This window comes from Acidisarcina polymorpha, assembly GCF_003330725.1.
In the GTDB taxonomy this organism is placed as follows: Bacteria; Acidobacteriota; Terriglobia; order Terriglobales; family Acidobacteriaceae; genus Acidisarcina; species Acidisarcina polymorpha.
The window spans coordinates 6,204,111-6,229,292 of record NZ_CP030840.1 but is presented as its reverse complement, the minus strand read 5'-3'; the positions used below and the strand labels follow the sequence as shown (position 1 = coordinate 6,229,292).

The window sequence follows — 25,182 nt, the reverse complement described above, 5'->3', positions numbered from 1 at the left end:
TCCTCTTAGCTGGCTGCGGCCAATTCTTGATTGCGCTCGGGCAACGTCACATCCAGCCATTCGACTACATATTGCTTCGTCTCGTGGCCGGGATCGAACTCTTCAAAATCAACTCCGGTCGCGGCCGCATCGGGAAGGCGTTCTCCAGCTTTCATACATTCGTGCAGGTAAAGTTCGATTGCTTCGCGCATATTCGAGCGGGTTTCCTCGATCGAGTCACCCAGCGAACCGCAGCCGGCGATGTCTGGAGAGAAGGCGCTCCAGTTCTCGGGGCCCTTTTCGTAAACGACCAGATATTCGCGCTTCATTCCAACCCCGCCTTTTTCAGAATACTGTGAAGCAGCCCTCTGCCGATTTCTTTTCCAGCGTGCATCGGAACGATCAGCAGGCCCTCTTTTGTCGGATGACGGAAGTGCCGGTGGCTTCCTGTTTGTCCTGTGCGATACCAACCATCCGCTTCAAGCCTGCGAACCAGTTCTCGCGGTCTCAATGGTTTTGTGGCAAGAATCCGTCTACGGTGAAACTCACATGGGGCATCTTGAATTTGTCCTCAGTCCGCTGCCACTTCGGCTTGGTTTTACTTTTGATAATGGGACGCTCACTTTAGCCATTCAACGACCGTGTACTCCACATCCTGGTCATAGTCCTCGCTGTCGCGGCTTTGTCTGGATGCCTGAAGCGCATGTGACTACCTTTTTGCGCTTCTAAGACCAAACCATCGGCCTCAACCAGCTTGATAGCCTCGGGCTCCTCAAACCCCAACCAGCTCACCCACCCCAGCCTTCGCATACGGGCAAGGCTTGCCATTCAAATGGTCCTCAAACTCCTCGCGGAACTTCTTCACGAAAGCGATCGTCGGCATCGCCGCCGCATCGCCCAGCGGACAGAACGTCCGCCCCAGCATGTTCTCCGCCAGGTACTTGATGTTGTCGATGTCCTTGGCCACGCCGCCGCCTGCGTGAAAGCGGGTCAGCGTCTTCTTCAGCCAATCCGTGCCTTCGCGGCAGGGAATACACCAGCCGCAGCTCTCATGCTGGTAGAACTTGATCGTGCGCAAGGCGAACTCGACCATGCACACCGACTCATCGAGCACTACTACGCCCGCCGAACCGAGCATCGTCCCCGCCTTGCCCATCTGATCGAAGTCCATGCCGACATCGATCTCATCCGCCTTGAGCACCGGCGTCGACGAGCCGCCGGGCACGACCGCTTTCAGCTTCTTGCCGTCCTTAATGCCGCCGGCGACCTCGTAAATCATCTTCTTTAGGTTGTAACCCATCGGCAACTCGTAGACGCCCGGGCGCTCCACATGGCCCGAGATGCCGAAGAGGCGCGTCCCGCCATTACGCTCCGAGCCGAGCTTCGCATACTCCGCCGCGCCGATACGGAAGATGCTCGGCACCGCCGCAATCGTCTCCGCATTGTTGATCACCGTCGGGCCGCCATAGATCCCGACCACCGCGGGGAAGGGCGGCTTGATCCGGGGAATACCGCGCTTCCCCTCGAGCGACTCCATCAGCGCCGACTCTTCACCAACCTCGTACGCGCCCGCGCCGGTATGCGAGATGACGTCGAAGTCGAAGCCCGTGCCCATGATGTTCTTGCCAAGATAGCCTTGGGCATAGGCGTCGGCAATCGCCTTCTCCATGATTTGAAGCAAGTAGCGGTATTCGCCGCGCAGGTAGATGAAGCCGGTCTTGGCGCCGATCGCGAGACCGGCGATGATCGTCCCTTCGATGATCGCGTGCGGGTCGTGCAGGAAGATCAGGTGGTCTTTGCAGGTGCCCGGCTCGCTTTCGTCGCCGTTGACCAGAACATATTTCGCCCGGTCGCTTTGCTTAGGCACGAACGACCATTTCAGCCCGGTCGGGAAGCCCGCGCCGCCTCGCCCGCGCAACCCTGAAGCCTTCATCTCGTTGATGACCCACTCCGGGCCCTGCGCAATGCACTTCTTGAGCGATTCGTATCCGCCCAACTCGACATACTTGTCGAGATTGGCCGCGCCCTGGCCGAAACGGTAGGAGATGACCTTCACTTCATCGGGATGGGAGACCAGTTCGGGCATTGTTCAAACTCCCTTTCCGTTGCTGTCTGCCTTAGGGGCGGATTGCGCTTTGGCCCGGTACTCGTCGAGTATCTTGTCCATCGCCTCGGGCGTCAGGTTGTCATGGAAGTCGTAGTTCACCTGCACCGCTGGCGCCCAGCAGCAGGCCCCGATGCACTCGACCTCTTCCAAAGAAAAGACGCCATCCGGGGTGGTTTCCTTATGGCCGATGCCTAGCCGTTGGCTGCAATGGGCGAGCAATTCATTCCCGCCGCGCAGCATGCAGCTGATGTTGGTGCACACCTGGACGTGGAATTTACCATGCGGCTTCAGGTGAAGCAGCGAATAGTAGCTGATCACGTTGCGAACTTCGAGCGGGCTCAACTGCACTCGTTCTGCAATCTCTTCGATCACCGCATCCGAGAGGCATCCGACCTCGTCCTGCGCATAGAGCAGCATCGGCACCAGCGCCGAACGCCGCACCGGATAGGCAGTCACCAGCTTGTCGAAGCGGGCCGCGAGTTCAGGAGAAAAAATCGTTATCGTCGTACTCATGCCGGTACCTCAATCCTGTCGAGAGTGGCCGCCGTAGTCAGCAATCCAACCAGATGGATCGCCGCGTGGTCCATGTCGAACTCGGACCGATCCAGAGCGACGGTGCCGTCGGCATTCAATTCGAAGGTGCCGCGTTCCTGCTTGTCTCGTTCCTGTTTGTCCTTGGTCGTCAGCGACCAGACACCGCGCCCCAGCGTCGGATAGTACTCGACCCTCAATGTGCTGCCCTTCACGACGATTTCAAGCGAGCCGGGTGTCAGGTCAAGCACCCCATGCTCCACCCCATTGAGGCTGGCTGCAGCGGCATACGACCTTAGCAAAGAGGCAAACGAGCGCCACAACTCGGTGCGAACGTCGGAGCGCAAAGCTGTCAATCGGAATGGAACCGGGGCGCTCACCGGTCGATCTCCCCGAGCACGATGTCGATCGAGCCGATCACCGCCACTACATCTGCCAGCAGCCGGCCTTCGCACATCACCTGCAGGGCCTGTAACGTCGCGAACGACGGATTCCGCATATGCACCCGGTACGGCTTCGCGGTGCCGTCCGAAACCACGTAATACCCCATCTCGCCGCGCGGCGATTCGATCGCCTGATAGACCTCGCCTGCCGGGACCGGGAAGCCCTCGGTCACGATCTTGAAGTGGTAGATGAGCGACTCCATCTGGGTCTTCATTTTTTCCCGGTCGGGCAGAACCACCTTCGGCGAATCCGCCTTGATCGGACCCTCCGGCATCCCATCGAGCGCCTGCTGACAGATCTTGACCGACTCGCGCATCTCTTCGAGGCGAATCACATACCGGGCCCAGACATCGCAATCGTTCGAGACCGGCACCTTGAACTGGAACTTCTCATAGCTCGAATACGGCATGTCCCGCCGCAAGTCGAAATCGACGCCGCTGGCCCGCAAGGGCGGCCCGGTCACTCCCAGCGCAATGCCATCCGCTGCGCTCAAGTGTCCGACACCCTTCAACCGGCTCACCCAGATCGGGTTGCCCGTGAGCAGGTTCTGATACTCATCAATCTTCTCGGGCAGGATCTTGATCAGCGCCTGGACGCGGTCGAAGAAGTCGAACGGAGGCTCGAGCGCCAAACCGCCGATCCGGAAATACGAAGTCATCATCCGCTGGCCAGAGACGTGCTCGAAGATCCTCAAAATCTCTTCCCGCTCGCGGAAGGTATAGAGGAAGACGGTCAGCGCGCCAATGTCCATCGCGTGCGTGCCCAGCCAAACCAGGTGCGAATTCAACCGGGTTAGCTCATTGAGTAGAACGCGCATCCACTGCGCCTTCTCCGGAATCTCCATCTCCAGCAGCTTCTCGACCGCCAGGCAGTAGCAGAGATTGTTCGACATCGGGCTGAGATAGTCGATGCGGTCGGTCATCGGCACGACCTGCTGGTAAAACTTCGCCTCGCAGGTCTTTTCAATGCCAGTGTGCAGATAGCCGATGTCGGGGACGACCTTGAGCACGGTCTCGCCGTCAATCTCAATCACCAGCCGCAAGACGCCGTGGGTCGAGGGGTGCTGCGGTCCCATGTTGAGGACCATCGTCGTGTCGCCCGAGCCTTCGACGACATGCGGTTCGAGCAGCGAGCCGGTAGCAACAAATTCTGTCATCAGCGGTAACCCTCCACCGGATAGTCCTTGCGTAAGGGATGGCCTTCCCATTCGTCCGGCATCATGATGCGGCGCAGGTTCGGGTGCCCCGCGAAGCGTATCCCGAAGAGGTCGAAGACCTCGCGCTCATAGAAGTTCGCCGACGGCCAGATCGGAGTGATGCTGTCGATCACCGGATCGTCGCTCGACACGAAAGCCCGCAACCGGATCCGCTGCTTCAAGCCATGCGAAAGAATGTGGTAGCTCACCTGAAACCGCGGCTCGGTCGGATACCAGTCAACCGCCGTCACGTCTTCAAGGAAGTTGAATCCGGCGTCCCGCACCACCTTCGCTGCTTCGCGAATGTCATCGACGGCCACCGTCAACGTCAACTCACTGCGGTCCCACAACGCGTCGACAATGGCCGCCGGCTTCCACCCCAGCAAGGCGGAGATTCCCGGATTCGCAGCATGTTCGGAGAGCACAGCGTCTTTGGTCGAGGTCGGCATAAGTTAGAGGTCCGCCTTGTCGGAAGACCAATCCAGAATGCCCTTGTGCCAGATGTAAAACAGGCCAACCGCGACGAAGCCGAGATACACGATCATCTCCCAGAAGCCGAAGAACCGGCCGACGCCGAGCGAAGGCAGCTTGCGGTAGATCACCGCCCACGGCAGCATGAAAACCGCTTCCACATCGAACAGGATGAACAGCATCGCGACCATGTAGAAGCGCACTGAGAAGCGGCCCCGCGCATCGCCTAACACGGGGATGCCGCACTCATAGGCTTCCAGTTTGGCCTTCGTATTCCGGTGCCGCCCGATAAACCAGGACCCGGTCACCATGCCCACCCCCATGCCGACGACGACAATTACTTGAATCAGCAGTGGCAGGTAGTTCCAGAAATAATTTTGCGAGTGCATCAAGGCCCCTGACGGTGAGAAAAGCGTTGGAGTAACCCTACTCCGACTCTAAGTTTAAGGCACTCCAGAGTCAAGCCTAACAGCCGTTGACGACGGGTCCATTGAAATGGTGGAGTAAAAGCGAATTGGTTCTTCCAGCGGCCCATTGCGGCTCTGCTTTAAGGCCATAAAGTTTGGCTCCCTCGCGGCTGCGCGGGCACGACCGCTGGCCTTGACGCTCCACAAAGCGACCTGCCACAATTCCGGACAAACGGAGCGGAGTTCTACGGTTCACTCAAAGGAGCCTCCAGAGGAGAGTCTTTCGATGGGCGCGTTGATTGTATGGCTAAGCCACTTGCTGAATCGGATCTTCGGTGGAGTTATCCTCGCGCTGCTCCAGCCCTGCGCATCCACACCGGGAGCCGCGCCCATCTCATCAGCTCCACCTTGACCATCGAGTTGCTGGTGACAGCCTTCCTCCTTCTGTCCTTCATCGCGGTACGAGTGACGCTCGATATCGAGAGGCCGCCCGCTGCTCAGCACCTTGCCGAGATGCTGCATGAATTCGTGACGAACCAGGCAGGAGCCATAATGGGCCGCGGCTTCGAACCTCATCTTCCTTTTGTCACCACCATTCTGCTTTTCATCGGATGCTGCAATCTGGCTGGCCTTCTGCCGGGAATCCATACCCCGACCGCAACCCCCTCTGTGCCGCTCGCCGTGGCCTTGCTGACGTTTCTGTACAGCGAATTCCATGCAGTTCGCGTGCAAGGCGTCCTGGGATACTTGAAGAGTCTGGGAGGCCCCATCTGGTGGACGGTTCCGCTCATTCTTCCCGTCGAAATCATCTCCCACCTGAACCGCAATGTTTCACTCACCGTGCGTGTCTATGCGAATATGTACGCCAGCGACCTGCTCACCCTGGTCTTCTTTTCGCTCGTTCCCATCGGGCTGCCGGTCGTCTTCCTGGGTCTACATTTCGGAGTAGCGCTCATTCAATGCTACGTTTTTATGCTGCTTGCCTTGATCTATCTCGCTGAAGCCAATGCCGGCCATTGAACCTGCGCACTGAACCCCTGTTCGCTGAATGTTATTGAGCGGCCACAAACAAGCCGGCCCGTCATTGCTACAAGCCGGGAATAACGACCATCCGGCAGCCTCGAGCCATCCCCAGGTCTTCACATGCCGCGAATCACCTCTTCGAGCGATTGAGTCAAGACCGCCGGTCCGACTGCTTCGTCGATCGACTGAATCCTCCCAACATGGATCATCAACTTCCCGGAACGGAACCATTTTGACTTGGCTTGCTTTATCTCTCCAACCCCCCTCAGGGCGACTGGCAAAATGGGCACTCTGGACTCCGCCGCCAAAATGCCGATTCCGCTGCGAAAAGGATGCAGCCGCCCATCCTCCGAACGGTGGCCCTCCGGGAAAATCAGCACCGAATAGCCCCGATCCATCGCCTGACCAGCATGGGCAAAGCTCCGCCGAAAGCCCATCGATCGCGGCAGCGGAAAGACATTGAACAGCGCCGTGATCAAGAAATAAGCAACCGGTCCGAAGTCGCTAAACCGGAATTCACTCTGTCTGCGACCCTCGCGGAAGTCGCGCAGCATCTCGCCCGACATCGCCACCGCCACGCGATGCCGCAGCTTCGGCGGTAGCGCATAGAGCACCAGAGCGGCGTCATAACTGCTCACGTGGTTGGCAATGATCAGCAGCGGCCCGTCGGGAAGGCCGCTGCTGTCGCGGATCACCTGCGGCGCAGCCAGCAGCCAGACCAGCGGCCGCATGACCGTCTCAAGGAAGAGCACCCGCAGCCAGCGAACCGGAGTCGTCCATGGCCAGAACGGATAGCGATGATCATCCGGCTTCGTTGCCCGGTCGGACGGCGTTTCTGGCGCCGGAACTCTACGCTCGACCCGCTCTTCAACGTTCCTGCGGCCGGGCAAGCTCACCAGCGCACGCAGCTCGCCCAGCGTCCGGACGCCCTCCATCGCGTCATCCGGCAGCTCCACGCCCAACTGCTGTTCGAGCGCCGATTGCAGCTGTACCCGTCCCAGGCTGTCGAGCTGGAGGTCCTCGGAGAGCAGGGAAGCATCGCTCGCCTCGGTCACCTTCGCCCCGCTCACCGAGGCAATCAAACGGAGAAGCCAGTCCCCATCGCCGGCTTCCCGGCCAGCCTCATCCGGACGCGCCAACGCTGCGCATGCCCAGTCGGCGACCCGCCGGCGCAGCAGTTTGCCGGTGGGAGTATAGGGAAACTCCATCTCCGGCCAGCGCACCCAGCGGCGTATCTGCTGAAATTCAGCGAGCTCCCGGTTGGCGCCGCGCACCGCCTCCGCCAGGGCCCCGTCCGCCGCCGAGATACCGTTTGCCGCCGGACTTTGGCTTACCCCTGAATCGATCACCACCGCCAACGGCTCGGTGCCGCCCAAAGCCGGGCAGCCGACCACCACGCAGCTCCGCACCCCCGGCTGTTTGCACAGAGCGGCTTCGAGGTCGGCGGCATGAATGTTCATGCCCGAAGCGCTGACGATAACGTCGCTCTGCCGCCCGACGAAGCGCAGCTCGCCAGACGCGTCCCGCGCCGCCAAGTCGCCGGTCGCGAGCCACTCGTCCTGCCTCGGCTGCAAACGGCCGCCTTGCCAGCTTGAGGTCGACAGCATGTCGCCCCGCACCAGGATTTCGCCGTTTTCCCCCAGGCGAACTTCGCGGCCCGGCAATGGTTTCCCAATAGTCCCGCGACCGATCTTGAACGGATGATTCAACGTCACCAGCGCCGCTGTTTCGGTGAGTCCATAGCCTTGAATCAGCGCAAAACCCAAAGTGTTCCAGAACTCTTCCAGCTCCTGAGGCAACGAGGCGCCTCCGCAAACGATCGCCCAGAACTTGAAGCCAAACGCCCGATGAATGCCGCGGAACCTCCACCAGTGCTTCCACACCCGCTCCCCGCGCCCAGCCGCCATCTCCTCTGCGAGCCGCGGATCGGACGCCAGAAGATGCGTACGCAGCGGCTCGAGAACGCGCGGCACCGCGGCTAGCACCGAGATGCGCTCTCTGCGAATCGTCGCAATCAGCCGGGATGGCTCCAGCTGCGATTCGAAGTGGACCTCGGCCGCCAGCAGCGGAGGCACCCACAGCCCCATGAACTGCCCAAAAACATGGCTCAGCGGGAGGCTATGCAGAAAACGCAGCGGGTGAAAGATTCGTTCGTACTTGAGGTACTTGCCAATCTCCCGCTCGATCGGCCCCAGGCTCGCCAGCACGTTCCGGTGCGTATGGACGACCCCCTTCGGCTCCGAAGTGGTGCCCGACGTGAAGACAATTTGCAGCGGCGTCACGTCGGAGACGCTGGGATCGACGGTGAACAGAGGCTCCGCAGGGAGGGAATCCGCAAAGTCGAGAAAAGAGAGTTGGGGCGGCTTCGAGGAACCCGGCAACTCTGCTCTGGCCAGCAGCGAGCGGTCACCAGCAATCAGCCGCGGCGCAACGTCCGCAATCACCCGTGCCCCAAAGTCGCCCGAACCGGCCGCGTCGAGCGGCACCGCAATCACTCCGCGCAACAGGCAGCCGAAGAAGGCGGCAATCCATTCCGCTGAGTTCTCCCCCCAAAGCACCACCCGCTCGCCCGGGCCGATTCCGCGCCTGGCGAGCTCGGCTGAGAAGCGGCCCGCTAGCAACGCCAGTTCACGGTAAGAAGTCGCATAGCGTCGATTGCCGCGATACACCACCACCGCTGTCTGCGCCCCGTGGCGGCGGAAATCCTCGACGAGAGTAGCCAGGTTTGCCCGCATTGTCTCTAGTCTAGAGGGTGAGTCTTTGCTTCATGCAGCCAATGGGGTCAGAGGCAAAAATGCTCTAAAATCGAAGTTCGTTACTTTTCCATTCGTTACTTTTGCTAAGGAGAGATCATATGGACGCATTGAAGTTTTGGGCGGTCTTTTCGATCGGAGTGGCTGCCGGCGCGGCCGTGGCACTTATCTACGCTCCGCAGTCCGGAGCCAAGACCCGCAAGCAGCTCAAGCGCAAGCTCGAAGACGCCACCGACTACCTCAAAGACGCTACCGAAAACATCGGCGACTACGCCGATAAGGCTGCCAAGCGCGGTCGGGATGTCTGGGAAGACGTCGCCGACTCCGCCAGCAAAGCAGCCAGCCGCGGCGTCAAAACCGTATCTGATCTGATCTAGTCAATCTCCATCTTTGGAATGGATCGCAACGGGATGGTCTCGGCGCTGTGTCTTCTCGGCCGGGACCATCCTCGAGCCACTTCAGTCAGATCGCCGCTTTACCCGGACGATGTTTCCCTATGTTCGACACTCACGGCGAGGAGAATCATGAGGCGCGACCTGGACAATGTACAAGACGCTGTCGATAGAATTCTTCGGCCGGTCTTTGGTATTTTCGCGGCGCTGCTGCCGCTGGCGACCACGAGGCATGCTTGGAGAGATATTCACACTCGCCTGGACTGCGCTGTAATGGTCCTTCTCGTCGCCGCCTTCTATGTGGGATCCGATCAGCTGATCCGCAAACTGGACAGACTCACAACCAGCGAAGCATTATCAGGAACCTTTAGCTCGCTTCGCAGTTCAGTCGGTCAATTATCGACGATAGGCCTGATGATCGTCCCCGTCGCCTGGATCTTCGCAACTTACACCGCTAGCCGCGGACACTAAATCGAACGCAGCAGCGACCAGGGATCCCGACGCCTGCCAGAACCAGTCTGGGTCACTCTGCATTTGAAGTAGCGACCAGCCGCAGGACGGTCGACGGCCCGCTCAGGAAGCTACTGAGATCGCCACTCAGCGTCTTCGAGGCTGGCGTCTCCCGACGGGTAAGAAAGTCATGCTCTGAGCCCCACACCTCATACACCAGCCATTGCGCCCTATCCCGCTTTACATAATGGACCGTGAATGAAGGCAGCCGGGTTCCTCTTTAGCCAGTCTGGCGATCGTATTCAGTCAATCGCCAAGCTCTTCGGCACGTTCAGGTTTCGCATGAAAAAGAAGGCTGAAAATCACCTCGTCCGCCATGTGGCATCTCTCTAAATGTCAGAATCCGGCACCGTTCGAATCGATGATAAACGCCAAGGTCCGGGGACATCGGTTCAGCCTCCAGGCGGTTCGTGAAGCGATTGGGCAAAAAAGAAGTCCCGCCAGAGGGCAGGACTTCTCTCGATTACGCAACCAAAGCTAGGGTCGGAAAGCTAGGCGCTGAACAGCAGAACCCCGTCGCTCTTCTCCTCGCCCACCTGACTTACCGGACGATAGTAGAGCTGGTTGTTCTCCAAATAGACCTCCAGGAACGCTGGCCGTTCGGTAATGCCGCCGGCGATCAGCGCCTCCGACAGCGGATCTTCGACGTACCGCTGCAAGGCCCTCCGTAGAGGACGCGCCCCGTAGGTCCGGTCGATCAGCGTCTTCTCGATAATCCACTTCTTCGCCTCTTCGGTCACCGAAATGGTGATCGCCTTCTGCGCCAGATTCGCGTTGAGCTGCTGGACCAGCAGTTCGAGGATCTGGATCAGGTCGGCATCCGAGAGCGACAGGAAGATGATGACCTCGTCAAGACGGTTCAGGAACTCTGGGTTGAAAGTTCGCTTCACCTCATTTTTGACCAGCTCTTCGATCTTCTCCATCACATGGTCTTCACGATCCGATTGGAAGCCCAAACCCTGCTTTCTCTGCAAGTGCCGCGCGCCAATGTTCGAAGTCATGATCAGGATCGTGTTCTTGAAGTCGACCGTATTGCCCAGTCCATCGGTCAACTGTCCGTCTTCAAAGACCTGCAACAAAATGTTGAAGACATCCGGGTGCGCCTTCTCGATCTCATCGAGCAGCACCACCGAGTAGGGCGAGCGCTTGACCCGTTCGGTCAGCTGGCCACCTTCCTCGTACCCGACGTATCCCGGAGGCGAACCAATCAGCTTCGACACCGAATGCTTCTCCATGAACTCCGACATATCGAAGCGGATCAGCGACTTCTCGCTGCCAAAGAGGAAGTTGGCGAGGGTTCGCGCCATTTCCGTCTTGCCAACGCCGGTCGGTCCCAGGAAGAGGAACGACCCAATCGGCCGATGCGGAGATTTCAAGCCGGCGCGTGAACGCCGGATGGCTCTCGCCAGCGCCGAGATCGCCTTCTCTTGCGAGATGACCCGCTTGTGCAGCTCCTCCTCGACCCGCAGCAGCTTCTGGGTCTCTTCTTCCTTGATCGAGAAAATCGGTACGCCCGTCCAGCGGCTGACCACGTCCTCGATGTCTTCCCGGGTGACTATGCCGGCGGTCGAATCGTCAAGATGGTACTTGTCCCGCAGAGCACGCAGGTTTTCGCGCTCTTTGCGTTCCTCGTCCGAATAAAACCGCGCCTTCTCGAACTCATGGTTCGCAATCGCGTTTTCCATCCGGTGGACGATGAACTTTATCCGCTTCTGGACCTCGGTAATCTCCTCGGGAAGGGAAGTCTGGCGTAGCTTGACCCGGGCGCCAGCCTCGTCGATCAGATCGATCGCCTTATCGGGAAGGAACCTGTCCGGAATGTACCGGTTGGAATGGGAGACGGCAAAGAAAATCGAGTCGTCGGTGTAGCTGACGGCGTGGAATTTCTCATAACGGTCCTTGATTCCCATAATGATCTTGATCGCGTCTTCTTCGTTCGGTGGCGGCACTTTGACCGCTTGAAAACGCCGTTCGAGCGACCGGTCCTTCTCGATCGATTTGCGATACTCCGCCGGGGTCGTCGCGCCGATGCACTGGATCTCGCCGCGAGACAAAGCCGGCTTCAGGATATTCGCGGCATCGAGCGAACCTTCCGCCGAACCCGCCCCAACCAGGGTGTGCAGCTCATCGATGAAGATGATGGAGTTTTGATTTTCCATCAGCTCCTTCATGATCGTCTTTAACCGCTCTTCAAACTGCCCGCGGTATTTCGTGCCAGCAACAATCAGCGACAGATCGAGCGCCAGCACCCGCTTGTCGGCCAGAAAGCTCGGCACTTCGCCGTCTGAAATGCGCTGCGCCAGGCCTTCGACGATCGCCGTCTTGCCGACACCCGGCTCGCCGATCAAGACCGGATTGTTCTTCGTCCGGCGGCAAAGGATCTGGATCACGCGCTCCAGCTCCGTGTCCCTGCCAACCAGCGGATCAAGCTGCGTATCCATCGCCGCCTGCGTGAGGTCGCGAGAGAACTCGGCCAGCAGGCTCGACTCGCGGCTCCGCTGCTGCGACGCCGGAGCCTTCTCTTGCGTCGCCCGCGCCAGCTCCTCGCGGATCGCCACCAGCTTCAATCCCCGCTCGTGCAGGATCTCCGCCGCAAAGCACTTCTCCTCGCGAAGCAGGCCCAGCAGCAGATGCTCCGTGCCAATGTGCTTGTGCGAAAGCCGCTCCGCCTCTTCTGCCGCATATGCCAGGACCCGCTTGCATTCGTTCGATAAGGGCAGGTCGACCGAAGTCGAAACCTTCTCTCGAATCGTGGTATGACCTTCTATCTGTTTCCGGATGGATTCAACCGACGCATGCGAGCGCAGAAAGCGATTAGTCAACGCTTTATCTTCGCGCAGCAGGCCGAGGAGCAGGTGTTCGGTTTCAATGTACGGGGAGCCAAACTGGCTGGCTTCATATCGCGCGAAAAAGATCACGCGCCGTGCCTTCTCTGTATAACGCTCGAACATGTTCCCCCTTAACGAAGCCTGCGCCGCCATTGTCTCGGGCCCAAGCAGCCCTCAACCGGCCAGCGGTGGCCTCTCAATACTGTCCGTCTCCTCAGACCGAATCCCGGTCAAAAAGTGAGGCGACTTTCCCCAGTCCAACCCGATGTCCTGGGCTTTGGACCTACATACCGCAGCCAAATTCTGCTTACCGATTAGACTGCGCTCAGACCACAACGATTCCGTCCCCCCGATTAGGCAACTTCGCACCAAAGCTTCCAACTCATTCCTACGCCCGTCCAACCGCCGGCAATTCCTCGTAAATTCGGCCCTTTTCTAACCGAAGCACCCGGCTACATCGCTGCGCCAGCGCGGTATTATGAGTCACGATTAAGGATGTCAGCCCATGGCTCCGGTGCAGGCGTTCCACCAGCGAAAAGACGACATCCGCCGTCCGCCCATCCAGGTCCCCGGTCGGTTCATCGGCTAACAGGATTTTCGGTTGAGTGATCAGCGCCCTTGCCAGCGAGATGCGCTGCTGCTCTCCACCCGAGAGCTCGCCCGAACGATGCTCCGCTCGATCCCCGAGCTCAACCTCATGCAGCCAGTGTTTCGCTTTTTCCAGAGCGGATTTGCGCGGCTCCCCCCTCGCCAGCAGCGGCATCGCCACGTTTTCCTGGGCGGTAAACTCGGGGAGAAGGTAGTGAAACTGCCAGACATAGCCCACTTCGCGATTGCGAAAGTCCGCGGACTGCCTGGGTGAGGAAAAATTCAATAGCGTTGACGCGAAGTATACGTCACCGGAAGTCGCTGTATCAAGAGCACCGAGAATGTGCAAAAGCGTGCTCTTTCCCGCTCCCGACTCCCCCACAATCGCCAGCAGGTCGCCCCGTGCGACCGAAAACGAGATCTCCTCGAAGAGCACCAACCGCCCGCGGCCAGTCAAGTACTCCTTACGCAGACGCTCCACTCGAAGCACTTCCGAAGAATCTTCCGGGAACCGGGCGTACACGTCAGCCAGCATCGCTCCCGAGGGAGCCAGACTTGCGCCGGCCGCGTCGACCTCGTCCATTCCCATACCTACCTCTACCATTCTAAAACCCGAAAGGGAAGGGAGTTGTTACGCCTTGTCACACGATTGTTACCCGATAGTAAAGAAGTCCACTTCAGGAAAGAGCAATTTCTGAGAGAGTCTGGCCAACCGAAAGCGGTCTTGCAGGCAGGTGCGGGCATCTGGAAAAGGGAACGGCTGCCGGCCAGGCCCCTCATTCATACCGGAGCGCCTCCGCCGGCAAGACCCGCGCCGCCGACGAAGAAGGGTACAGTGTCGCCAGCAGCGATACACTCAGCGAAACCAGGGCAACAATCACGCCATCCATCGCTCGCGGGGCGAATGGCAGGTAATCCAGCGAATAAACCTGGGGATCCAGCTGAAACCGGTAGTGATGGCCCGCCCAGGACGCTCCGTATCCGAGAATCAAACCCAGAATCGTCCCCACCACGCTGATCAGCAAGCCCTGGAACAGGAAGATCCGCCGGATCTGTTCCGGCCGCACTCCGAATGACATCAGCACCGCGATGTCCCGGGTCTTCTCCATCACCATCATGGTCAAGGCAATCAGGATGTTAAGCGCCGCCACGCAGACGATCAAGCCGATCACGATGAAGGTCACGATCTGCTCCAGGGCCAGGGCGCGAAAGATCTCCCGGTTCGACTCCATCCAATTCGTGGTCAAGAATCCCGGTCCTGCTGCCTGCTCGATCTCATGGCCGACCTTCCCGGCGCGATAGAGGTCGTCGACCTTAAAAGAAACCACCGAGATAATGTCCGGTTCGCCGAAGAGCCGCTGTGCGTCAGCCAGCCGGATAAAGGCCATCTCATGGTCATATTGGTAGAAGCCGGAGTGGAAGATTCCAACCACCTGGAAACGCTGATACTTCGGCTCCAACCCATAAGGGGTCAGTTCGCCCTGCGGGCTGATGACCATCACCGCCGAACCTACCTTGGCATCAAGCGTCTCCGCCAGGTCATAGCCGATCAGGATCGGAGGGATCGCTGAGTTTGCCGACGGTGTCGTCTGCCCATCGTCGCCCGGGTCCGGATTCAACGGAGCCACGCTGCCGATCGTCGGCTGGATCAAGTCGCTGACCGTCTTCTCCTGCGCCGGAAGAATGCCCTTGATCAGCGCTCCACCCGAACGGGCGCCCCGCGAGATCAGCACCGGCTCATACAGCCCCGGGGCGGCCGCCGTCACATGCGGCAGCCGCATCAGCCTGGCCAGTAGCGCCCGCCAGTCGCGGATGCCGTCGTCCTGCACTCGCATCAGCTCCACATGCGCGGTCGAACTCAGCAGACGATCCTGCAAATCGCGCCGCATGCCATTGGTGATGGCCAGCGCAATAATCAGCGAAGCCACGCCTACCGCGACGCCCGCAACAGAGATGGCGGTGATCACCCCAACCACCGCCTGCCGTCGTTTCGCCCGCAGGTAACGCGCGGCTATGAAGAATTCAAAACGCATCGTGAACTTGCTTTCCGGCACGGCGTCTCGGGGCCAGACCCGGCTACAGAACCAGACCACCCAGACATTCCCGTTACCGAACCACCGTCTTCGCCGCGGTCACGTTTTCATACCGGTCATACACCCGCAGCGTCACCAGGTGTTCACCGCTTGAAGCCTTCAACGGAGCCGAGAAGTCGTAATGCTCCTCAAGCGAATCAGAAAGCTGGCCAATCGGCTCGATATATTGCCACGGTCCGGCATCCACCGAATACTCGGCATGGCCAATCGGCGTCGCCGCGTCGCTCGCAGTTGCGGTAACGTGTACCTTCTCCGCCTCGAGATGGGCAGCGAGAGCGGTGATCACTGGAGGCGCCGTATCGATTGAGAACCGGTCGCTCGTCCGGTCCGACGTCAGCGCATCCCCCGGGTTGTGCGAGGGCGCGTCGCTCGCCACGACTCTGATCCGGTAGCCGCCATCCGGCAGCAGCGCCGCGTCGAAGGAGTAATACTTCTCCGTCACGCCATCTTTGAGCAGCCGCCAGTCGCTGTCGCCATCGCCGCGAAAATACACCGAGTAGGTAAGCTCATCGCCATTGTCATCGTGGGCCGCCCACCGCGCCGTCACCGCCGTCTTGTCGCGGATCGCTGAAAGCGGCGTGTTCGTGCCTTCCGAGTAATTGATCGAGCTGCCCTGCGTCGATGGAAAGGATATATTGATCGTCTGCTGGGATTGCTGCGCCTGTCCCGAAAAATTTACCCGCGCTCCCGGCTGCACCACGATCTCGTCGACCGATGGCGCCACATTCACCGGCAAATAGTTCAGTCCGATCGAAGCAATCGAGGCATTGTTCCGCAATGCCGCCTTCCATTGGACGAATCGGGCCGAGCCTACGCCGAGGTCGCCGGCATTGGGAGTCACCTTCACCCATGGGCCCCAGTCCCGATCCGGGTTTTCTACATTCCCCGCTCGTCCATAGAGATCGAAGTCATGGGAGGTGGAATGCGCCTCCACCCGCCCCCACTTCGAGAAGACGCCCGCATCGAAGACGTCGCTCTCGTAACTCGCCTCTGGATCGGCGGCATGGGTGAGCATATACAGCTTGCCGCTATTGGCGGTCCCTATCAAATATCCTTCCTTGGTCTCCGCAAAACCGACCGCCTGCGAGGCTTCCAGATGGGCCAGGTCTTCAAACTCTCCATTCTGGTGAATGCGATAAATGCGGCCGCGATTTCCGGTCGCTGCGAGCAATCCCTTGTCGGTCGAATGCAGCGCGTAGACGACCGTCTCCTTGTCGGACCAGAGCTTGCGAGGCGCGCCGCTTGCGGCAAGCTCGTAGATATCGGAGCCGTCGCTCACCACCGAGTTGGAACTGGACGCCTGCACCGATCCCGGCGCGACGATCGTAATCGTCGCCGTCGCTGCGGCGATGCCTTGCACCGGCAGCAAGGGCAGGGTACTCCGGTTTCGTTCCCCAACCGCGCTTGCCCAGATCACCTCTTTGCCCCCGCTGTCGTTGCCAGTCGTGATCGCAGTAATCTCCCGCTTCGGCGCATCGTAAACAATGAAGCCCTTGCCGCTCTTGTCAATTCTGTAGATCAGCCCGGTACCGTCGGAGCCGGCGAGCAGGTTGCCGCTATGGTCAAAGGCCAGGCAGCGAATATGTTGCTCGTCGCTCTTGAAGAACAACTCCGGCTTCGCGCCCTGCTGTTTAAGGTCGATCCGGTACACCGCCGCTGGACCGCCAGTCGCTACATAGAGCCGCCCTGAGGCGTCGAACGCCAGATCCCAGATGTACTTCGGTTTCTCGTCCGTCTTGGCCGGGTCGAAGACCACCGTCGCCGAGGTATCATCGACCGCCGGCCCATCGGCTTTCAGCCGGTACACCTTGCCGCTCGGCAGGGTCGCGGCGTACACCGAACCATCCCCGCCGACGCGCACCGCCTGCACCGAAAGGTCCTTGGTCTCAAACAGCTTCGTCGATTTGCCATCCGCGGAGACCTTCAAAACCGTCGCCGGCGAGCCGGTCCCGACAAACGCATTCCCGGAACCATCCGCAGCCAAAGCCCAGATATAAGTCGAGGGCGTACTCGAGACCAGGCTAAGCTTGGGCCCTGGAATGATCGAACCATCGCTCCGGATGGCCGCTCCATGCGGATGTCCCCGCTCAAATTCCTCATATCGGGACTGGGTCCAAAGATGCGTTCCTTGCCCTTGCGCAAGTGGGGCGAATGCAACAAAAAGAAGAAGTTGAAGGCTGAACCTGGGTCGAGACATGCTGAAGTTCAGTCTACTAGAGCCTTTCCCTTCCAGCTTCAAACGGCGCGGAGCGCTGCAGACACGCGGTGAAAGCGCCGCCGAAGCGCCGTTCGCAAACCAACGAGCTCTCAACACCGCAGAGAGTCTCCGTTCAAAGTTTTCGTGAAGTTCCTGTCTCAGATCGCTCTATGGAACGCGCTGCCAAACTTGCACTACGCTACCTTCTATAACGTCTGGACCGGCAGCCGCATTGCGCCAAAGCATTCCACAACCGGCTGCGCGAAGACCTCTCCGCGTTGTGTGACCTTCTAGCCAAGGGGGCCATCAATCCGCCGATCGCGGCGCGATTCCCACTCGCCGAGGCGAGTGCAGCGATGACGTTGGCCGAGTCGCGCACGGTGCAAGGTAAGGTTGTCCTTCTTCCCTGAAACTTCCTCCTGAAACTCTGCGCTCGACTCTCGTTCGGCTGCTGACGCGGGTGTTCCCATAGATCGGAGTTAGCACAGCAGAACCGCTATGGACGAATGGAAGATTAACCCGCATTTGTTGGAAGCATGGTTGTGGCATACCCCCAGGGGACTTGATGATGAATGTAAAGCAACCCTGGCCGGCTTTCCCGGAATCCGTCCAATGACTACAAATCTGCAATGACAGGGGAATCAGATGAGCCAGTTAGATCAGTTCTTGGATCGGAACAAGAAGTTCGCAGCGGAGCAGTCTGCTGCGAAAACTCTGTTGTCTTTGCCGGATTCCCTTCCCAAGGTAAAGGCCGTTGTCATCGGCTGCGCGGACATGCGCGTGGATCCAGCCTTCGTCCTCGGATTGCAGCCCGGTGAGGCCGTTGTCATACGCAACATCGGTGGTCGCATCACGCCGGGTCTGCTGGAGCAGATTGGCCTACTGGGGCGGATCGGCCAGGTGGCCGGCAAAATACCCGGAGGCGGTGGCGAATTCCATCTCGTCGTTCTTCACCACACCGACTGCGGCATCACCCGCCTCGGTGGCGATCCTGCCATGCTGGCACACTATTTTCAGGTATCCGAGGAAGACCTTCCGTCGAAGGCAGTTATGAATCCTCGCGAAGCGGTGGCCGTCGACGTGGCAATCCTCAAAGCGATCCCCGCCTTGCCCGGCGAGTGGCTCCTTTCCGGCATTGTCTATGATGTGGCGACCGGGCTTGCTGAGATCGTCATCCCCGCAGAGCCCATCCGTGCCTAGTAGCCAGGTGCTTCAGTGTCGCGGAGAAAGATGCAGTGTTGCGGAGTGAAACTATGCAGGTAAAGCAAGGCGATAAAGCAAGTGGGATGAGCAGGGGACTGATTCCAAAAGTACGGACAACTTGGGATCTTCCGAATTGACAACGGCGATAATCTGGTCCAGGCTCTTGTGGCAAAAGAAAAGGCTTGTCTGCGATGCACGTGAATGTATCCAGACTATCAATCCTGATCTTAAACAGCGGTTGGCATTCTAAGCAGGATCTCTGCTGGCTGACCGCCTGGAGCCACTCCCCATGAAAGTTCCTCTCCTCCTGACAACTTGCCTGCTATCGACGACTTTCCTCACCGCGCATTCACAGACCGTCGCCGCTGACTTGCCGAGTAAGCTCGCATCTCGGTCGGTGCCAGCGACCTCCATCCAGTCAGCGCCGCCGGCAGTATCGGCCACCCGCAGCCAACTACCGTTGAGCTTCGAAGCGAACCAGGGTCAGACTGACCCGCAGGTGCGCTTTCTCTCTCGCGGCCCGGGATACTCCCTCTTTCTGACCGGCCATGCAGCGGTGCTGGCGCTGAGCAAAAGGACACCACAGCCAGGAAAAGCCTCTTCCGATCGGCCACTGCCATCCGCCATTGCAAAAGATCAGAAGTTCGAGACCGAGGTCGTTCGCATGGAACTGGTCGGTGCTTCCGGGGGATTACAGGTAAGCGGGACCGATCCCTTGCCCGGTAAGGTGAACTACTTCACCGGCAGCGATCCTTCGAAGTGGCACAGCAGCATTCCGACTTATGCCCGGGTGAAGTACTCCAGCGTCTACCCCGGTATCGATCTGGTGTACTACGGCAACCAGCGACAACTTGAATATGACTTTGTCATTACCCGGAATGCCGATACTCATGCCGTAAAGCTGCATTTTACCGGAGCTCAGCAATTAAAGCTGGCCAGGAATGGGGATCTGCAGATCCTCTCCGAAGGCGGAGAGATAGCCTTCCATAAGCCGATCGCCTATCAGATGAAAGATGGCCAGCGCCAGACGGTTGCCAGCAGCTTCGTTGTATCGGCGAAGAATACTGTCGCCTTCCAGCTAGGCGCCTACGACCATAACCAGCAGTTAGTGATCGATCCTGTGTTGGCGTATTCGACCTATCTTGGCGGAAGCGGAAACTCGGGAAACTTTGGAGACTACGCCCAGAGCGTCGCGGTGGATGCTAGCGGCAATATCTATGTCGGGGGTCAAACCTTCTCGGTCGACTTTCCGGTTACGGCTGGAGCACTTGAGCCAACTGGCGGCGCCACACCGGGCGCTTTTCTGACCGAGTTAGACCCAACTCTGTCGACCTTGATTTATTCCACCTATTTCGGAGGATTTGAAACACGCGTCTATGGACTCGCCGTAGATAGCAGCGGCGCCGTTTACCTGACCGGTTTTTCGGGCGACAATTTCCGACAACCTCCGGTGCCTACGACACGTCTATTGGTGACACCCCCACTGGCTACATCACCAAAGTAAGTCCTGGAGGATCCTCACTAGAGTATTCGACCCTGATCGGAGCTCAAAACATCAATAGCTCGGCTATTGCGGTGGATAGTTCTGGAGACGCTTACATCACCGGTGCAACCTCTGGTGGCCTTCCTGTAACTGGGAATGCCTTCCTGAAAACACTTCCTAACTCAACTTCCTCCGCTTTCGCTATGAAGTTCAACCCGGCTGGAAGCGCTCTGGTGTACTCCACCTATCTAGGGGGATCTTCCGCAGGCGACTCGCCCGACGATCAAGGATCCGCAACTGCAGTCGATGGCGCAGGCCATGCCTATGTGGCAGGTTGCACGCGGCAGACGCATTTCCCCACGACGCCAGGAGCACTGCAGACCGTCAACAAAGCATCGACTGGTAACAACGCGTTCGTCTCGAAACTCAATGAGGATGGCAGCGGACTTGATTACTCAACGTATCTCGGAGGAACGGCCAGCGCCACCTCCGGCTCCAAAGCCGACTGCATCAATGCCATCGCAGTAGATAGCGCGGAAAATGCCTACGTTGCCGGAGTAGCAGGATCGAGCGATTTTCCTGTCACTGACGGAGCCGTCCAGGCGAGAGATTTAAATTCAGAGTTCACCGGCTTTGTTTCCAAGCTGAATCCGGCGGGATCGGCCCTGGTTTTTTCCACTTACCTCGGAGGCTCGAATTTCGAGGAAGTCACCTCGATTGGCATCGACGCAGGGCTCCACGTGTTCGTCGCCGGCTTCACCTCGTCACTCGACTTCCCGGTCACCCCCGGTGCATTCCAGCGGACCAACAACTGTTCATTGGATCCGCCTGGCCCGTGTAGGCCCGGTACGACAAATGCCTTCTTCACCGAATTGAAATCCGACGCCTCGTCCTTGATCTACTCCACGTACTTGGGTGGTCATCCTTCGCCAGATCCGGGGGTCCCCAGCGCAGGTGCATATGGTTTGGCAATAGGAGCGGCTGGCGAGGAAGTCGTCGCCGGGGCCACTTACGCCGCCGATTTTCCGGTGACCGCAAAGGCATTTCAGAAGCAAAACAAGGCTCTCGACCTGGTTTCGAGCGGCGGGTTCACCGATAACGCCTTCGTAACGAAATTTGCTGAGCAGCCGTCAAGCCCGCTGGCCACTACGACCACCCTGTCTGCAGATCCGAACCCTCAGAAGGCAAACACTGCCATAACGCTTCTCGCGAATGTGTCGGCCGACGATGGTTTCGGGTTCTTAAGTGGAGGAGTGACTTTCAGCGTGGATGGCACTCAGGTGGATAGCACCAGCCTTATTGGGCTTACTGGCGTCGCCGTCGCCTACGTCAACCTCGCTCCCGGAAGCCACAACATCATCGCGAAGTATCGAGGGAGCACGATCTACTCGCCTTCGACGAGCGCAACACTCAAGGAAACCGTCTCCAGCACCGCCTCAGCACCCGTCGCCCTGCCGCTGCCAGGCACTTACCGGAAAAGTCAGCAGGTGAACTTAACCAGTCCCAGTGTCGGCGCGGCCATCTACTACACCACCAATGGAGCGCCGCCGACCCAGTCGTCCACGAAATATGCCGGACCGATTACCGTCTCCTCGAGCGAGACGATCAAAGCAATTGCCGTGCCCAGCGGCGGCACTCCCAGCACGGTCACCGTAGCGGCTTATGACATCGATACTGCAGCGATCGTGGACCAATTTATTACGCTCGTCTCTTCGGCCAATCCAAGCGCCTTTGGACAGCCGGTGACCTTTACTGCCACCGTAACTGCGGCCTCCGGTCCAGCACCGACGGGTTCGGTGGTCTTCCTCCATGGAACCGGCACGCTCGGGTCTGCGCCGCTGGTCAGCCACGGAAGCTACTCTACTGCCGCATTCACCACTTCAGCGCTCACCCCGCTCGGTCATTCCATCACTGTGGTCTATACGGGCAACGCGACACACACCGAAACGTCCTCTCCCGTGCTTACCCAGGAGGTCACTCCCTAATCAAGCCTTCGACTGGAAATCGAAATCCTGTGTTCGACAGCAAAGGCCTCGGCATGGAGGCCTTCTGTCAGTTACAACAAGTCTCTGTCTCCTCCATGCTCCTCCGGTACGCGCAGCATGGCGCCAAGAGCCCAATCCGGTTAACCATTCGACGCTAAAGATTAGAAGCTGCGCAAGAGAAGATCCCTTGCGCTCGCCAGCACTCTCTCTCGCATCGCCGGCTCGGGCAGCATTCGTGCCATCTCAACCGCCCCAACCATCGTTGAGAAGATGGAAAAAAAAGCGCGCTCTTTGTCGGCAGTTCGCTGTCCTGGCATGAACGGAAGCATTCGACTCCTGTATTGCTTCAGCTCCTCAAAGATCCACGGCTTCATCGCTGGATCGGCCCTTGCCAGCTCGGGTGCGAGCGCCGTCAAGGGGCATCCGGACTCGACATGTTCGCAATATTCCAGGCTCAGGTAGGTCTTCACAATCGCCTTCCACGCCATCTCGGGGTGGGCCTGCTCGGCGTCGTGAGCAAGTCGATCGGCTATTTGCTGAAATGCCTCGCCTAAAGACTCCATCAGAAGCTCGTCCTTGCTTCCGAAATGCTTGTAGAAGCCCCCGTGGGTCAAGCCGGCGTCCCGCATGACGGCGGAAACCGCGGCACCCGTCATCCCTTCGGCGCGAATCCGCCGTGAGGCGTCTTTCACAATCTTCTGGTGGATTTCGGCTTTGTGTTCGGGCCCGTAGCGCATGACTTCATTATAAGATGTCGGCAATCATCTCTCGTCGCTACGCCTCCGCGTGAGCTTGCTCGAATAAGTCTGAATCTATTGGATGATGCACGTAATCCTATGCGCAGGAGGCTCTAAATGTCACCGCAAACTCTCTTCCAAGTGCAGCTGGTTCTAGGTTATGTCGCATGCCTGCTTTGCTTCAGCGTGTATTTCCTGCCCAGGCTCAAGTCAATGGAACGATTCGATGCGCAACGGGTGATTGCGACTGTGCACAGCTTCCGCTTCTTCGGGCTCGTCTTTCTTCTTCCCGGCGTCGTCGGCCCTAATCTGCCCGCTGGTTTCGCCGCCTTCGCCGCCTACGGCGACTTTGCAGTGGGGATCCTGGCCATGTTGGCCCTTCTCACCGTGAGGGTGCGTCCGCTTTTTTGGTCGCTCGTCGTCGCGTTCAATCTCGTGGGAACGGTCGACATCCTTCTCGACTACTATCATGCCGTCAAGCTCGGTCTTCCTGCGCTGGCTGGGCAGCTGGGCGCCACCTATGCTATACCGATTCTCTATGTGCCCGTGCTGATGATCACCCATCTGCTCGCTTTCTACTGGCTGGTGCGCCCGCAGCGTGAGGCTGCGCCTGTCCTCATCGGCAACCCAACCTATTGATCTCTCGAGCCACATTGATTGGCGATACTTTCGATCACAGAAAGGGTCAACGCAATGAGAAGGTCTCAGCGTTAACCGCTGCAACTCGCAAGGTTAGCGGACCAACCGTTCTTGCCCTGTCGTTCCGCAATCGGAGGTTATCCCTTGACCGGTTGGGGCGCAGTCAGATACGCCCAGCGTTCGACCAGCTGACGATGAGCAATTCGCCAGATCACAATCCCGGAGAATTCATACTTCGTCCCCGTTGCCGCTTCGGTGCCCGTCCAATGGTTGCGCACCACAACCCGGTCATCGTCGGCGATCAAATCGAGAATGTCCACATGGATGTCGGGGAACTTCTTATAGGCTCCGCCCACATAGGCCTTCGCGCCCGCCGGCCCCGGAGGCATTCCCGGCGGCACATCCGCGCCGTGATCTTCAAATTCAGGCGCAAAATTGATGTCGCCGATGTCGAGGTTTTTCCGGTTCACAAACTCTTCAAAGTGGTTCCGAACAAATTCCCGGATCTCACTGGGAGTCATGCCCGTCTTCGGGTTTACTATCTCCGCCACATCGCTCATTTTGCTCTTCTCCTGCTCTATTTCGCTGCTTCGTTGCGAAAGCTCTCTGCAAACTCGGCCAGGAACGCATCAAGGCGAGTTGGTTCTCTTCCCAGCAGCATTTCGAGAACGTCCGTGACTTCACCGCCCTGGCCGCCAGTGTAGTAGCGCTGCAGGTCGAGCAAGGCATCCACCTGCCATTCGGGCATGCCGAGACCGAGCATACTCGCCCGCTGCGCCGACTCCGGTATATCGATAAATTGGACGGGTCGCTTCGCTACCCGGCTGATGCGGGCTGCAAGTTCGCCATTAGTGACCGCTTCCGGCCCATTTAATTCATAGATTTTGCCGGCGTGTTCGCCAGGGGCATTGAGAATAGTCGCTGCCACTCGAGCAATATCGCGCGCGTCGATGAAGCTGGTTTTCGCCTCGCCCATCGCCGCATAAAACGCCCCCTCCTTGCGAATGCTCGGCGCCATATAGGCGAGGATGTTCTGCATAAACGCATTTGGCCGCAGAATGGAGTACTCCAAGCCCGAACCTTTCAGCTTGTCTTCAACCGCGCGATGCCAGCTCGGGAACGACTTGGGATAGTCGGCCGCCCCGAGCGCGGAGTTGAGTAGCACGAATCGAACGCCGCTCTCTTTCGCAACGTCGATGACGTTGCTTTCGAGTTCCACCAGTGCCGGAATCGGCGAGCACACCAGGAAGAGGGAATCGACCCCAGCGAGGGCCCGGGCAAGGCTGGCTTTGTCGGCAAAATCCCCAAAGACCGCCTTCGTCCCGGCAGGAACTTTGCGGGCATCTTCCTCGCTGCGATAAAGAGCGATATGCGGTACGCCGCTCTTCTGGACTTCTTCGAGTACAAACCGCCCCAGTGATCCTGAGGCGCCCGTGACGAGAATCATGGTTACTCCTTGTGTGATCTTGTCTGATCGATTTCTCAACCGGAAACCCTGCATGGGTGGGTCCACAAGGCGGTATAGTACAGGCCAGGATCAGTGCGCGGAAGTACGCACAAAGAAGTAAGTGCCTCGGGATTCAAAGCAAAAGAGATTTTCCGCGAAGACATCAAAAG

General features: G+C 58.9%; 26 protein-coding genes. 9 read left to right on the top strand and 17 right to left on the bottom strand.

What is annotated here, in order from left to right:
• Positions 1–5: 5 nt before the first annotated feature.
• From ACPOL_RS26565 to ACPOL_RS26525, 9 genes are all read right to left on the bottom strand, one after another.
• The gene (locus tag ACPOL_RS26565; protein ID WP_114209724.1) at positions 6–308 is read right to left on the bottom strand and encodes a type II toxin-antitoxin system HicB family antitoxin; all 303 of its coding nucleotides are present in this window, start codon (positions 306–308) and stop codon (positions 6–8) included.
• Complete coding sequence (locus ACPOL_RS36580) at positions 305–490, bottom strand: type II toxin-antitoxin system HicA family toxin (RefSeq protein WP_114209723.1); 186 nt, start codon at positions 488–490, stop codon at positions 305–307. The genes ACPOL_RS26565 and ACPOL_RS36580 overlap by 4 nt, the downstream gene beginning before the upstream one ends.
• A 113-nt stretch (positions 491–603) precedes the next feature.
• Entirely contained in the window at positions 604–789 is a 186-nt protein-coding gene (locus tag ACPOL_RS36575) for a type II toxin-antitoxin system HicA family toxin (protein WP_414633393.1), read from the bottom strand.
• Entirely contained in the window at positions 752–2,065 is a 1,314-nt protein-coding gene (gene nuoF, locus ACPOL_RS26550; protein WP_114209721.1) for an NADH-quinone oxidoreductase subunit NuoF, read from the bottom strand. The genes ACPOL_RS36575 and nuoF overlap by 38 nt, the downstream gene beginning before the upstream one ends.
• A 3-nt stretch (positions 2,066–2,068) precedes the next feature.
• The gene (locus tag ACPOL_RS26545) at positions 2,069–2,599 is read right to left on the bottom strand and encodes an NADH-quinone oxidoreductase subunit NuoE family protein (RefSeq protein WP_114209720.1); all 531 of its coding nucleotides are present in this window, start codon (positions 2,597–2,599) and stop codon (positions 2,069–2,071) included.
• Positions 2,596–2,997 (bottom strand): hypothetical protein, encoded by a 402-nt coding sequence (locus ACPOL_RS26540; protein ID WP_114209719.1) that lies wholly within the window; start codon positions 2,995–2,997, stop codon positions 2,596–2,598. The genes ACPOL_RS26545 and ACPOL_RS26540 overlap by 4 nt, the downstream gene beginning before the upstream one ends.
• Complete coding sequence (gene nuoD / locus ACPOL_RS26535) at positions 2,994–4,217, bottom strand: NADH dehydrogenase (quinone) subunit D (RefSeq protein WP_114209718.1); 1,224 nt, start codon at positions 4,215–4,217, stop codon at positions 2,994–2,996. Before nuoD ends, ACPOL_RS26540 begins: the two co-directional genes overlap by 4 nt.
• Positions 4,217–4,705 carry an NADH-quinone oxidoreductase subunit C gene (locus tag ACPOL_RS26530; RefSeq protein WP_114209717.1) on the bottom strand — a complete coding sequence of 163 codons (489 nt, stop codon included), beginning with the start codon at positions 4,703–4,705 and terminating at the stop codon, positions 4,217–4,219. Before ACPOL_RS26530 ends, nuoD begins: the two co-directional genes overlap by 1 nt.
• A gap of 3 nt (positions 4,706–4,708) precedes the next feature.
• Positions 4,709–5,116: an NADH-quinone oxidoreductase subunit A gene (locus tag ACPOL_RS26525; protein ID WP_114209716.1), complete on the bottom strand. Its 408-nt coding sequence runs from the start codon at positions 5,114–5,116 to the stop codon at positions 4,709–4,711.
• Positions 5,117–5,437: 321 nt separating this feature from the next.
• Between ACPOL_RS26525 and atpB the strand changes: the two genes are divergently transcribed.
• Positions 5,438–6,154, top strand: a complete 717-nt coding sequence (atpB, locus tag ACPOL_RS26520; RefSeq protein WP_114209715.1) for a F0F1 ATP synthase subunit A — start codon at positions 5,438–5,440, stop codon at positions 6,152–6,154.
• 119 nt (positions 6,155–6,273) lie between these two features.
• Here the strand turns inward: atpB and ACPOL_RS26515 are convergent, their stop codons facing one another.
• Complete coding sequence (locus ACPOL_RS26515; protein WP_114209714.1) at positions 6,274–8,892, bottom strand: AMP-binding protein; 2,619 nt, start codon at positions 8,890–8,892, stop codon at positions 6,274–6,276.
• Positions 8,893–9,011: 119 nt separating this feature from the next.
• Here ACPOL_RS26515 and ACPOL_RS26510 point away from each other — a divergent pair, with 119 nt between their 5' ends.
• Both ACPOL_RS26510 and ACPOL_RS26505 read left to right on the top strand, forming a co-directional pair.
• On the top strand, positions 9,012–9,287 hold the full coding sequence (locus tag ACPOL_RS26510) for a YtxH domain-containing protein (RefSeq protein ID WP_114209713.1): 276 nt from the start codon (positions 9,012–9,014) through the stop codon (positions 9,285–9,287).
• A 147-nt stretch (positions 9,288–9,434) separates the two neighbouring features.
• A complete protein-coding gene (locus ACPOL_RS26505; protein ID WP_114209712.1) occupies positions 9,435–9,773 on the top strand; it encodes a hypothetical protein in 339 nt (112 codons plus the stop codon).
• Positions 9,774–10,303: 530 nt separating this feature from the next.
• Here the strand turns inward: ACPOL_RS26505 and ACPOL_RS26500 are convergent.
• The 4 genes from ACPOL_RS26500 to ACPOL_RS26480 all read right to left on the bottom strand — a co-directional run bounded on the left by ACPOL_RS26500 (position 10,304) and on the right by ACPOL_RS26480 (position 17,518).
• The gene (locus ACPOL_RS26500; RefSeq protein ID WP_114209711.1) at positions 10,304–12,763 is read right to left on the bottom strand and encodes an ATP-dependent Clp protease ATP-binding subunit; all 2,460 of its coding nucleotides are present in this window, start codon (positions 12,761–12,763) and stop codon (positions 10,304–10,306) included.
• Between the two features lie 265 nt (positions 12,764–13,028).
• The gene (locus ACPOL_RS26490; RefSeq protein ID WP_338026718.1) at positions 13,029–13,817 is read right to left on the bottom strand and encodes an ABC transporter ATP-binding protein; all 789 of its coding nucleotides are present in this window, start codon (positions 13,815–13,817) and stop codon (positions 13,029–13,031) included.
• A 187-nt stretch (positions 13,818–14,004) separates the two neighbouring features.
• Positions 14,005–15,261, bottom strand: a complete 1,257-nt coding sequence (locus ACPOL_RS26485; protein ID WP_114211085.1) for an FtsX-like permease family protein — start codon at positions 15,259–15,261, stop codon at positions 14,005–14,007.
• Between the two features lie 73 nt (positions 15,262–15,334).
• On the bottom strand, positions 15,335–17,518 hold the full coding sequence (locus ACPOL_RS26480) for a hypothetical protein (protein ID WP_236657059.1): 2,184 nt from the start codon (positions 17,516–17,518) through the stop codon (positions 15,335–15,337).
• A gap of 144 nt (positions 17,519–17,662) precedes the next feature.
• Between ACPOL_RS26480 and ACPOL_RS35085 the strand changes: the two genes are divergently transcribed.
• The 5 genes from ACPOL_RS35085 to ACPOL_RS26460 all read left to right on the top strand — a co-directional run bounded on the left by ACPOL_RS35085 (position 17,663) and on the right by ACPOL_RS26460 (position 22,189).
• Positions 17,663–17,812 (top strand): hypothetical protein, encoded by a 150-nt coding sequence (locus ACPOL_RS35085; protein ID WP_236657058.1) that lies wholly within the window; start codon positions 17,663–17,665, stop codon positions 17,810–17,812.
• Positions 17,797–17,928, top strand: coding sequence for a zinc-binding dehydrogenase (locus ACPOL_RS36570; RefSeq protein WP_201758971.1), 132 nt, complete (start codon positions 17,797–17,799; stop codon positions 17,926–17,928). Before ACPOL_RS35085 ends, ACPOL_RS36570 begins: the two co-directional genes overlap by 16 nt.
• A gap of 235 nt (positions 17,929–18,163) precedes the next feature.
• A complete protein-coding gene (locus ACPOL_RS26470) occupies positions 18,164–18,718 on the top strand; it encodes a carbonic anhydrase (protein ID WP_114209709.1) in 555 nt (184 codons plus the stop codon).
• A 292-nt stretch (positions 18,719–19,010) separates the two neighbouring features.
• Positions 19,011–20,225 carry a DUF7948 domain-containing protein gene (locus tag ACPOL_RS26465; RefSeq protein WP_114209708.1) on the top strand — a complete coding sequence of 405 codons (1,215 nt, stop codon included), beginning with the start codon at positions 19,011–19,013 and terminating at the stop codon, positions 20,223–20,225.
• Positions 20,189–22,189 (top strand): Ig-like domain repeat protein, encoded by a 2,001-nt coding sequence (locus ACPOL_RS26460; protein ID WP_338026804.1) that lies wholly within the window; start codon positions 20,189–20,191, stop codon positions 22,187–22,189. Before ACPOL_RS26465 ends, ACPOL_RS26460 begins: the two co-directional genes overlap by 37 nt.
• A gap of 161 nt (positions 22,190–22,350) precedes the next feature.
• Here ACPOL_RS26460 and ACPOL_RS26455 read toward each other — a convergent pair whose 3' ends face one another.
• Positions 22,351–22,950 carry a TetR/AcrR family transcriptional regulator gene (locus ACPOL_RS26455; RefSeq protein ID WP_150133139.1) on the bottom strand — a complete coding sequence of 200 codons (600 nt, stop codon included), beginning with the start codon at positions 22,948–22,950 and terminating at the stop codon, positions 22,351–22,353.
• 93 nt (positions 22,951–23,043) lie between these two features.
• Between ACPOL_RS26455 and ACPOL_RS26450 the strand changes: the two genes are divergently transcribed.
• Positions 23,044–23,565 carry a hypothetical protein gene (locus tag ACPOL_RS26450; RefSeq protein ID WP_114209705.1) on the top strand — a complete coding sequence of 174 codons (522 nt, stop codon included), beginning with the start codon at positions 23,044–23,046 and terminating at the stop codon, positions 23,563–23,565.
• 137 nt (positions 23,566–23,702) lie between these two features.
• Here ACPOL_RS26450 and ACPOL_RS26445 read toward each other — a convergent pair whose 3' ends face one another.
• Both ACPOL_RS26445 and ACPOL_RS26440 read right to left on the bottom strand, forming a co-directional pair.
• Positions 23,703–24,125 carry a nuclear transport factor 2 family protein gene (locus tag ACPOL_RS26445; protein ID WP_201758970.1) on the bottom strand — a complete coding sequence of 141 codons (423 nt, stop codon included), beginning with the start codon at positions 24,123–24,125 and terminating at the stop codon, positions 23,703–23,705.
• Between the two features lie 17 nt (positions 24,126–24,142).
• Positions 24,143–25,012 carry an SDR family oxidoreductase gene (locus tag ACPOL_RS26440; protein ID WP_161557579.1) on the bottom strand — a complete coding sequence of 290 codons (870 nt, stop codon included), beginning with the start codon at positions 25,010–25,012 and terminating at the stop codon, positions 24,143–24,145.
• Positions 25,013–25,182 lie beyond the last annotated feature (170 nt).

Excerpts from the sequence above, each read along its gene's own strand:
- ACPOL_RS26565 (WP_114209724.1), bottom strand. The coding sequence starts at position 308 with ATGAAGCGCGAATATCTGGTCGTTTACGAAAAGGGCCCCGAGAACTGG.
- ACPOL_RS36575 (WP_414633393.1), bottom strand. The coding sequence starts at position 789 with ATGCGAAGGCTGGGGTGGGTGAGCTGGTTGGGGTTTGAGGAGCCCGAG.
- nuoF (WP_114209721.1), bottom strand. The coding sequence starts at position 2,065 with ATGCCCGAACTGGTCTCCCATCCCGATGAAGTGAAGGTCATCTCCTAC.
- ACPOL_RS26545 (WP_114209720.1), bottom strand. The coding sequence starts at position 2,599 with ATGAGTACGACGATAACGATTTTTTCTCCTGAACTCGCGGCCCGCTTC.
- nuoD (WP_114209718.1), bottom strand. The coding sequence starts at position 4,217 with ATGACAGAATTTGTTGCTACCGGCTCGCTGCTCGAACCGCATGTCGTC.
- ACPOL_RS26530 (WP_114209717.1), bottom strand. The coding sequence starts at position 4,705 with ATGCCGACCTCGACCAAAGACGCTGTGCTCTCCGAACATGCTGCGAAT.
- ACPOL_RS26525 (WP_114209716.1), bottom strand. The coding sequence starts at position 5,116 with ATGCACTCGCAAAATTATTTCTGGAACTACCTGCCACTGCTGATTCAA.
- atpB (WP_114209715.1), top strand. The coding sequence starts at position 5,438 with ATGGCTAAGCCACTTGCTGAATCGGATCTTCGGTGGAGTTATCCTCGC.
- ACPOL_RS26515 (WP_114209714.1), bottom strand. The coding sequence starts at position 8,892 with ATGCGGGCAAACCTGGCTACTCTCGTCGAGGATTTCCGCCGCCACGGG.
- ACPOL_RS26510 (WP_114209713.1), top strand. The coding sequence starts at position 9,012 with ATGGACGCATTGAAGTTTTGGGCGGTCTTTTCGATCGGAGTGGCTGCC.
- ACPOL_RS26505 (WP_114209712.1), top strand. The coding sequence starts at position 9,435 with ATGAGGCGCGACCTGGACAATGTACAAGACGCTGTCGATAGAATTCTT.
- ACPOL_RS26500 (WP_114209711.1), bottom strand. The coding sequence starts at position 12,763 with ATGTTCGAGCGTTATACAGAGAAGGCACGGCGCGTGATCTTTTTCGCG.
- ACPOL_RS26490 (WP_338026718.1), bottom strand. The coding sequence starts at position 13,817 with ATGGGAATGGACGAGGTCGACGCGGCCGGCGCAAGTCTGGCTCCCTCG.
- ACPOL_RS26485 (WP_114211085.1), bottom strand. The coding sequence starts at position 15,261 with ATGCGTTTTGAATTCTTCATAGCCGCGCGTTACCTGCGGGCGAAACGA.
- ACPOL_RS26480 (WP_236657059.1), bottom strand. The coding sequence starts at position 17,518 with ATGTCTCGACCCAGGTTCAGCCTTCAACTTCTTCTTTTTGTTGCATTC.
- ACPOL_RS26470 (WP_114209709.1), top strand. The coding sequence starts at position 18,164 with ATGAGCCAGTTAGATCAGTTCTTGGATCGGAACAAGAAGTTCGCAGCG.
- ACPOL_RS26465 (WP_114209708.1), top strand. The coding sequence starts at position 19,011 with ATGAAAGTTCCTCTCCTCCTGACAACTTGCCTGCTATCGACGACTTTC.
- ACPOL_RS26450 (WP_114209705.1), top strand. The coding sequence starts at position 23,044 with ATGTCACCGCAAACTCTCTTCCAAGTGCAGCTGGTTCTAGGTTATGTC.
- ACPOL_RS26445 (WP_201758970.1), bottom strand. The coding sequence starts at position 24,125 with ATGAGCGATGTGGCGGAGATAGTAAACCCGAAGACGGGCATGACTCCC.
- ACPOL_RS26440 (WP_161557579.1), bottom strand. The coding sequence starts at position 25,012 with ATGATTCTCGTCACGGGCGCCTCAGGATCACTGGGGCGGTTTGTACTC.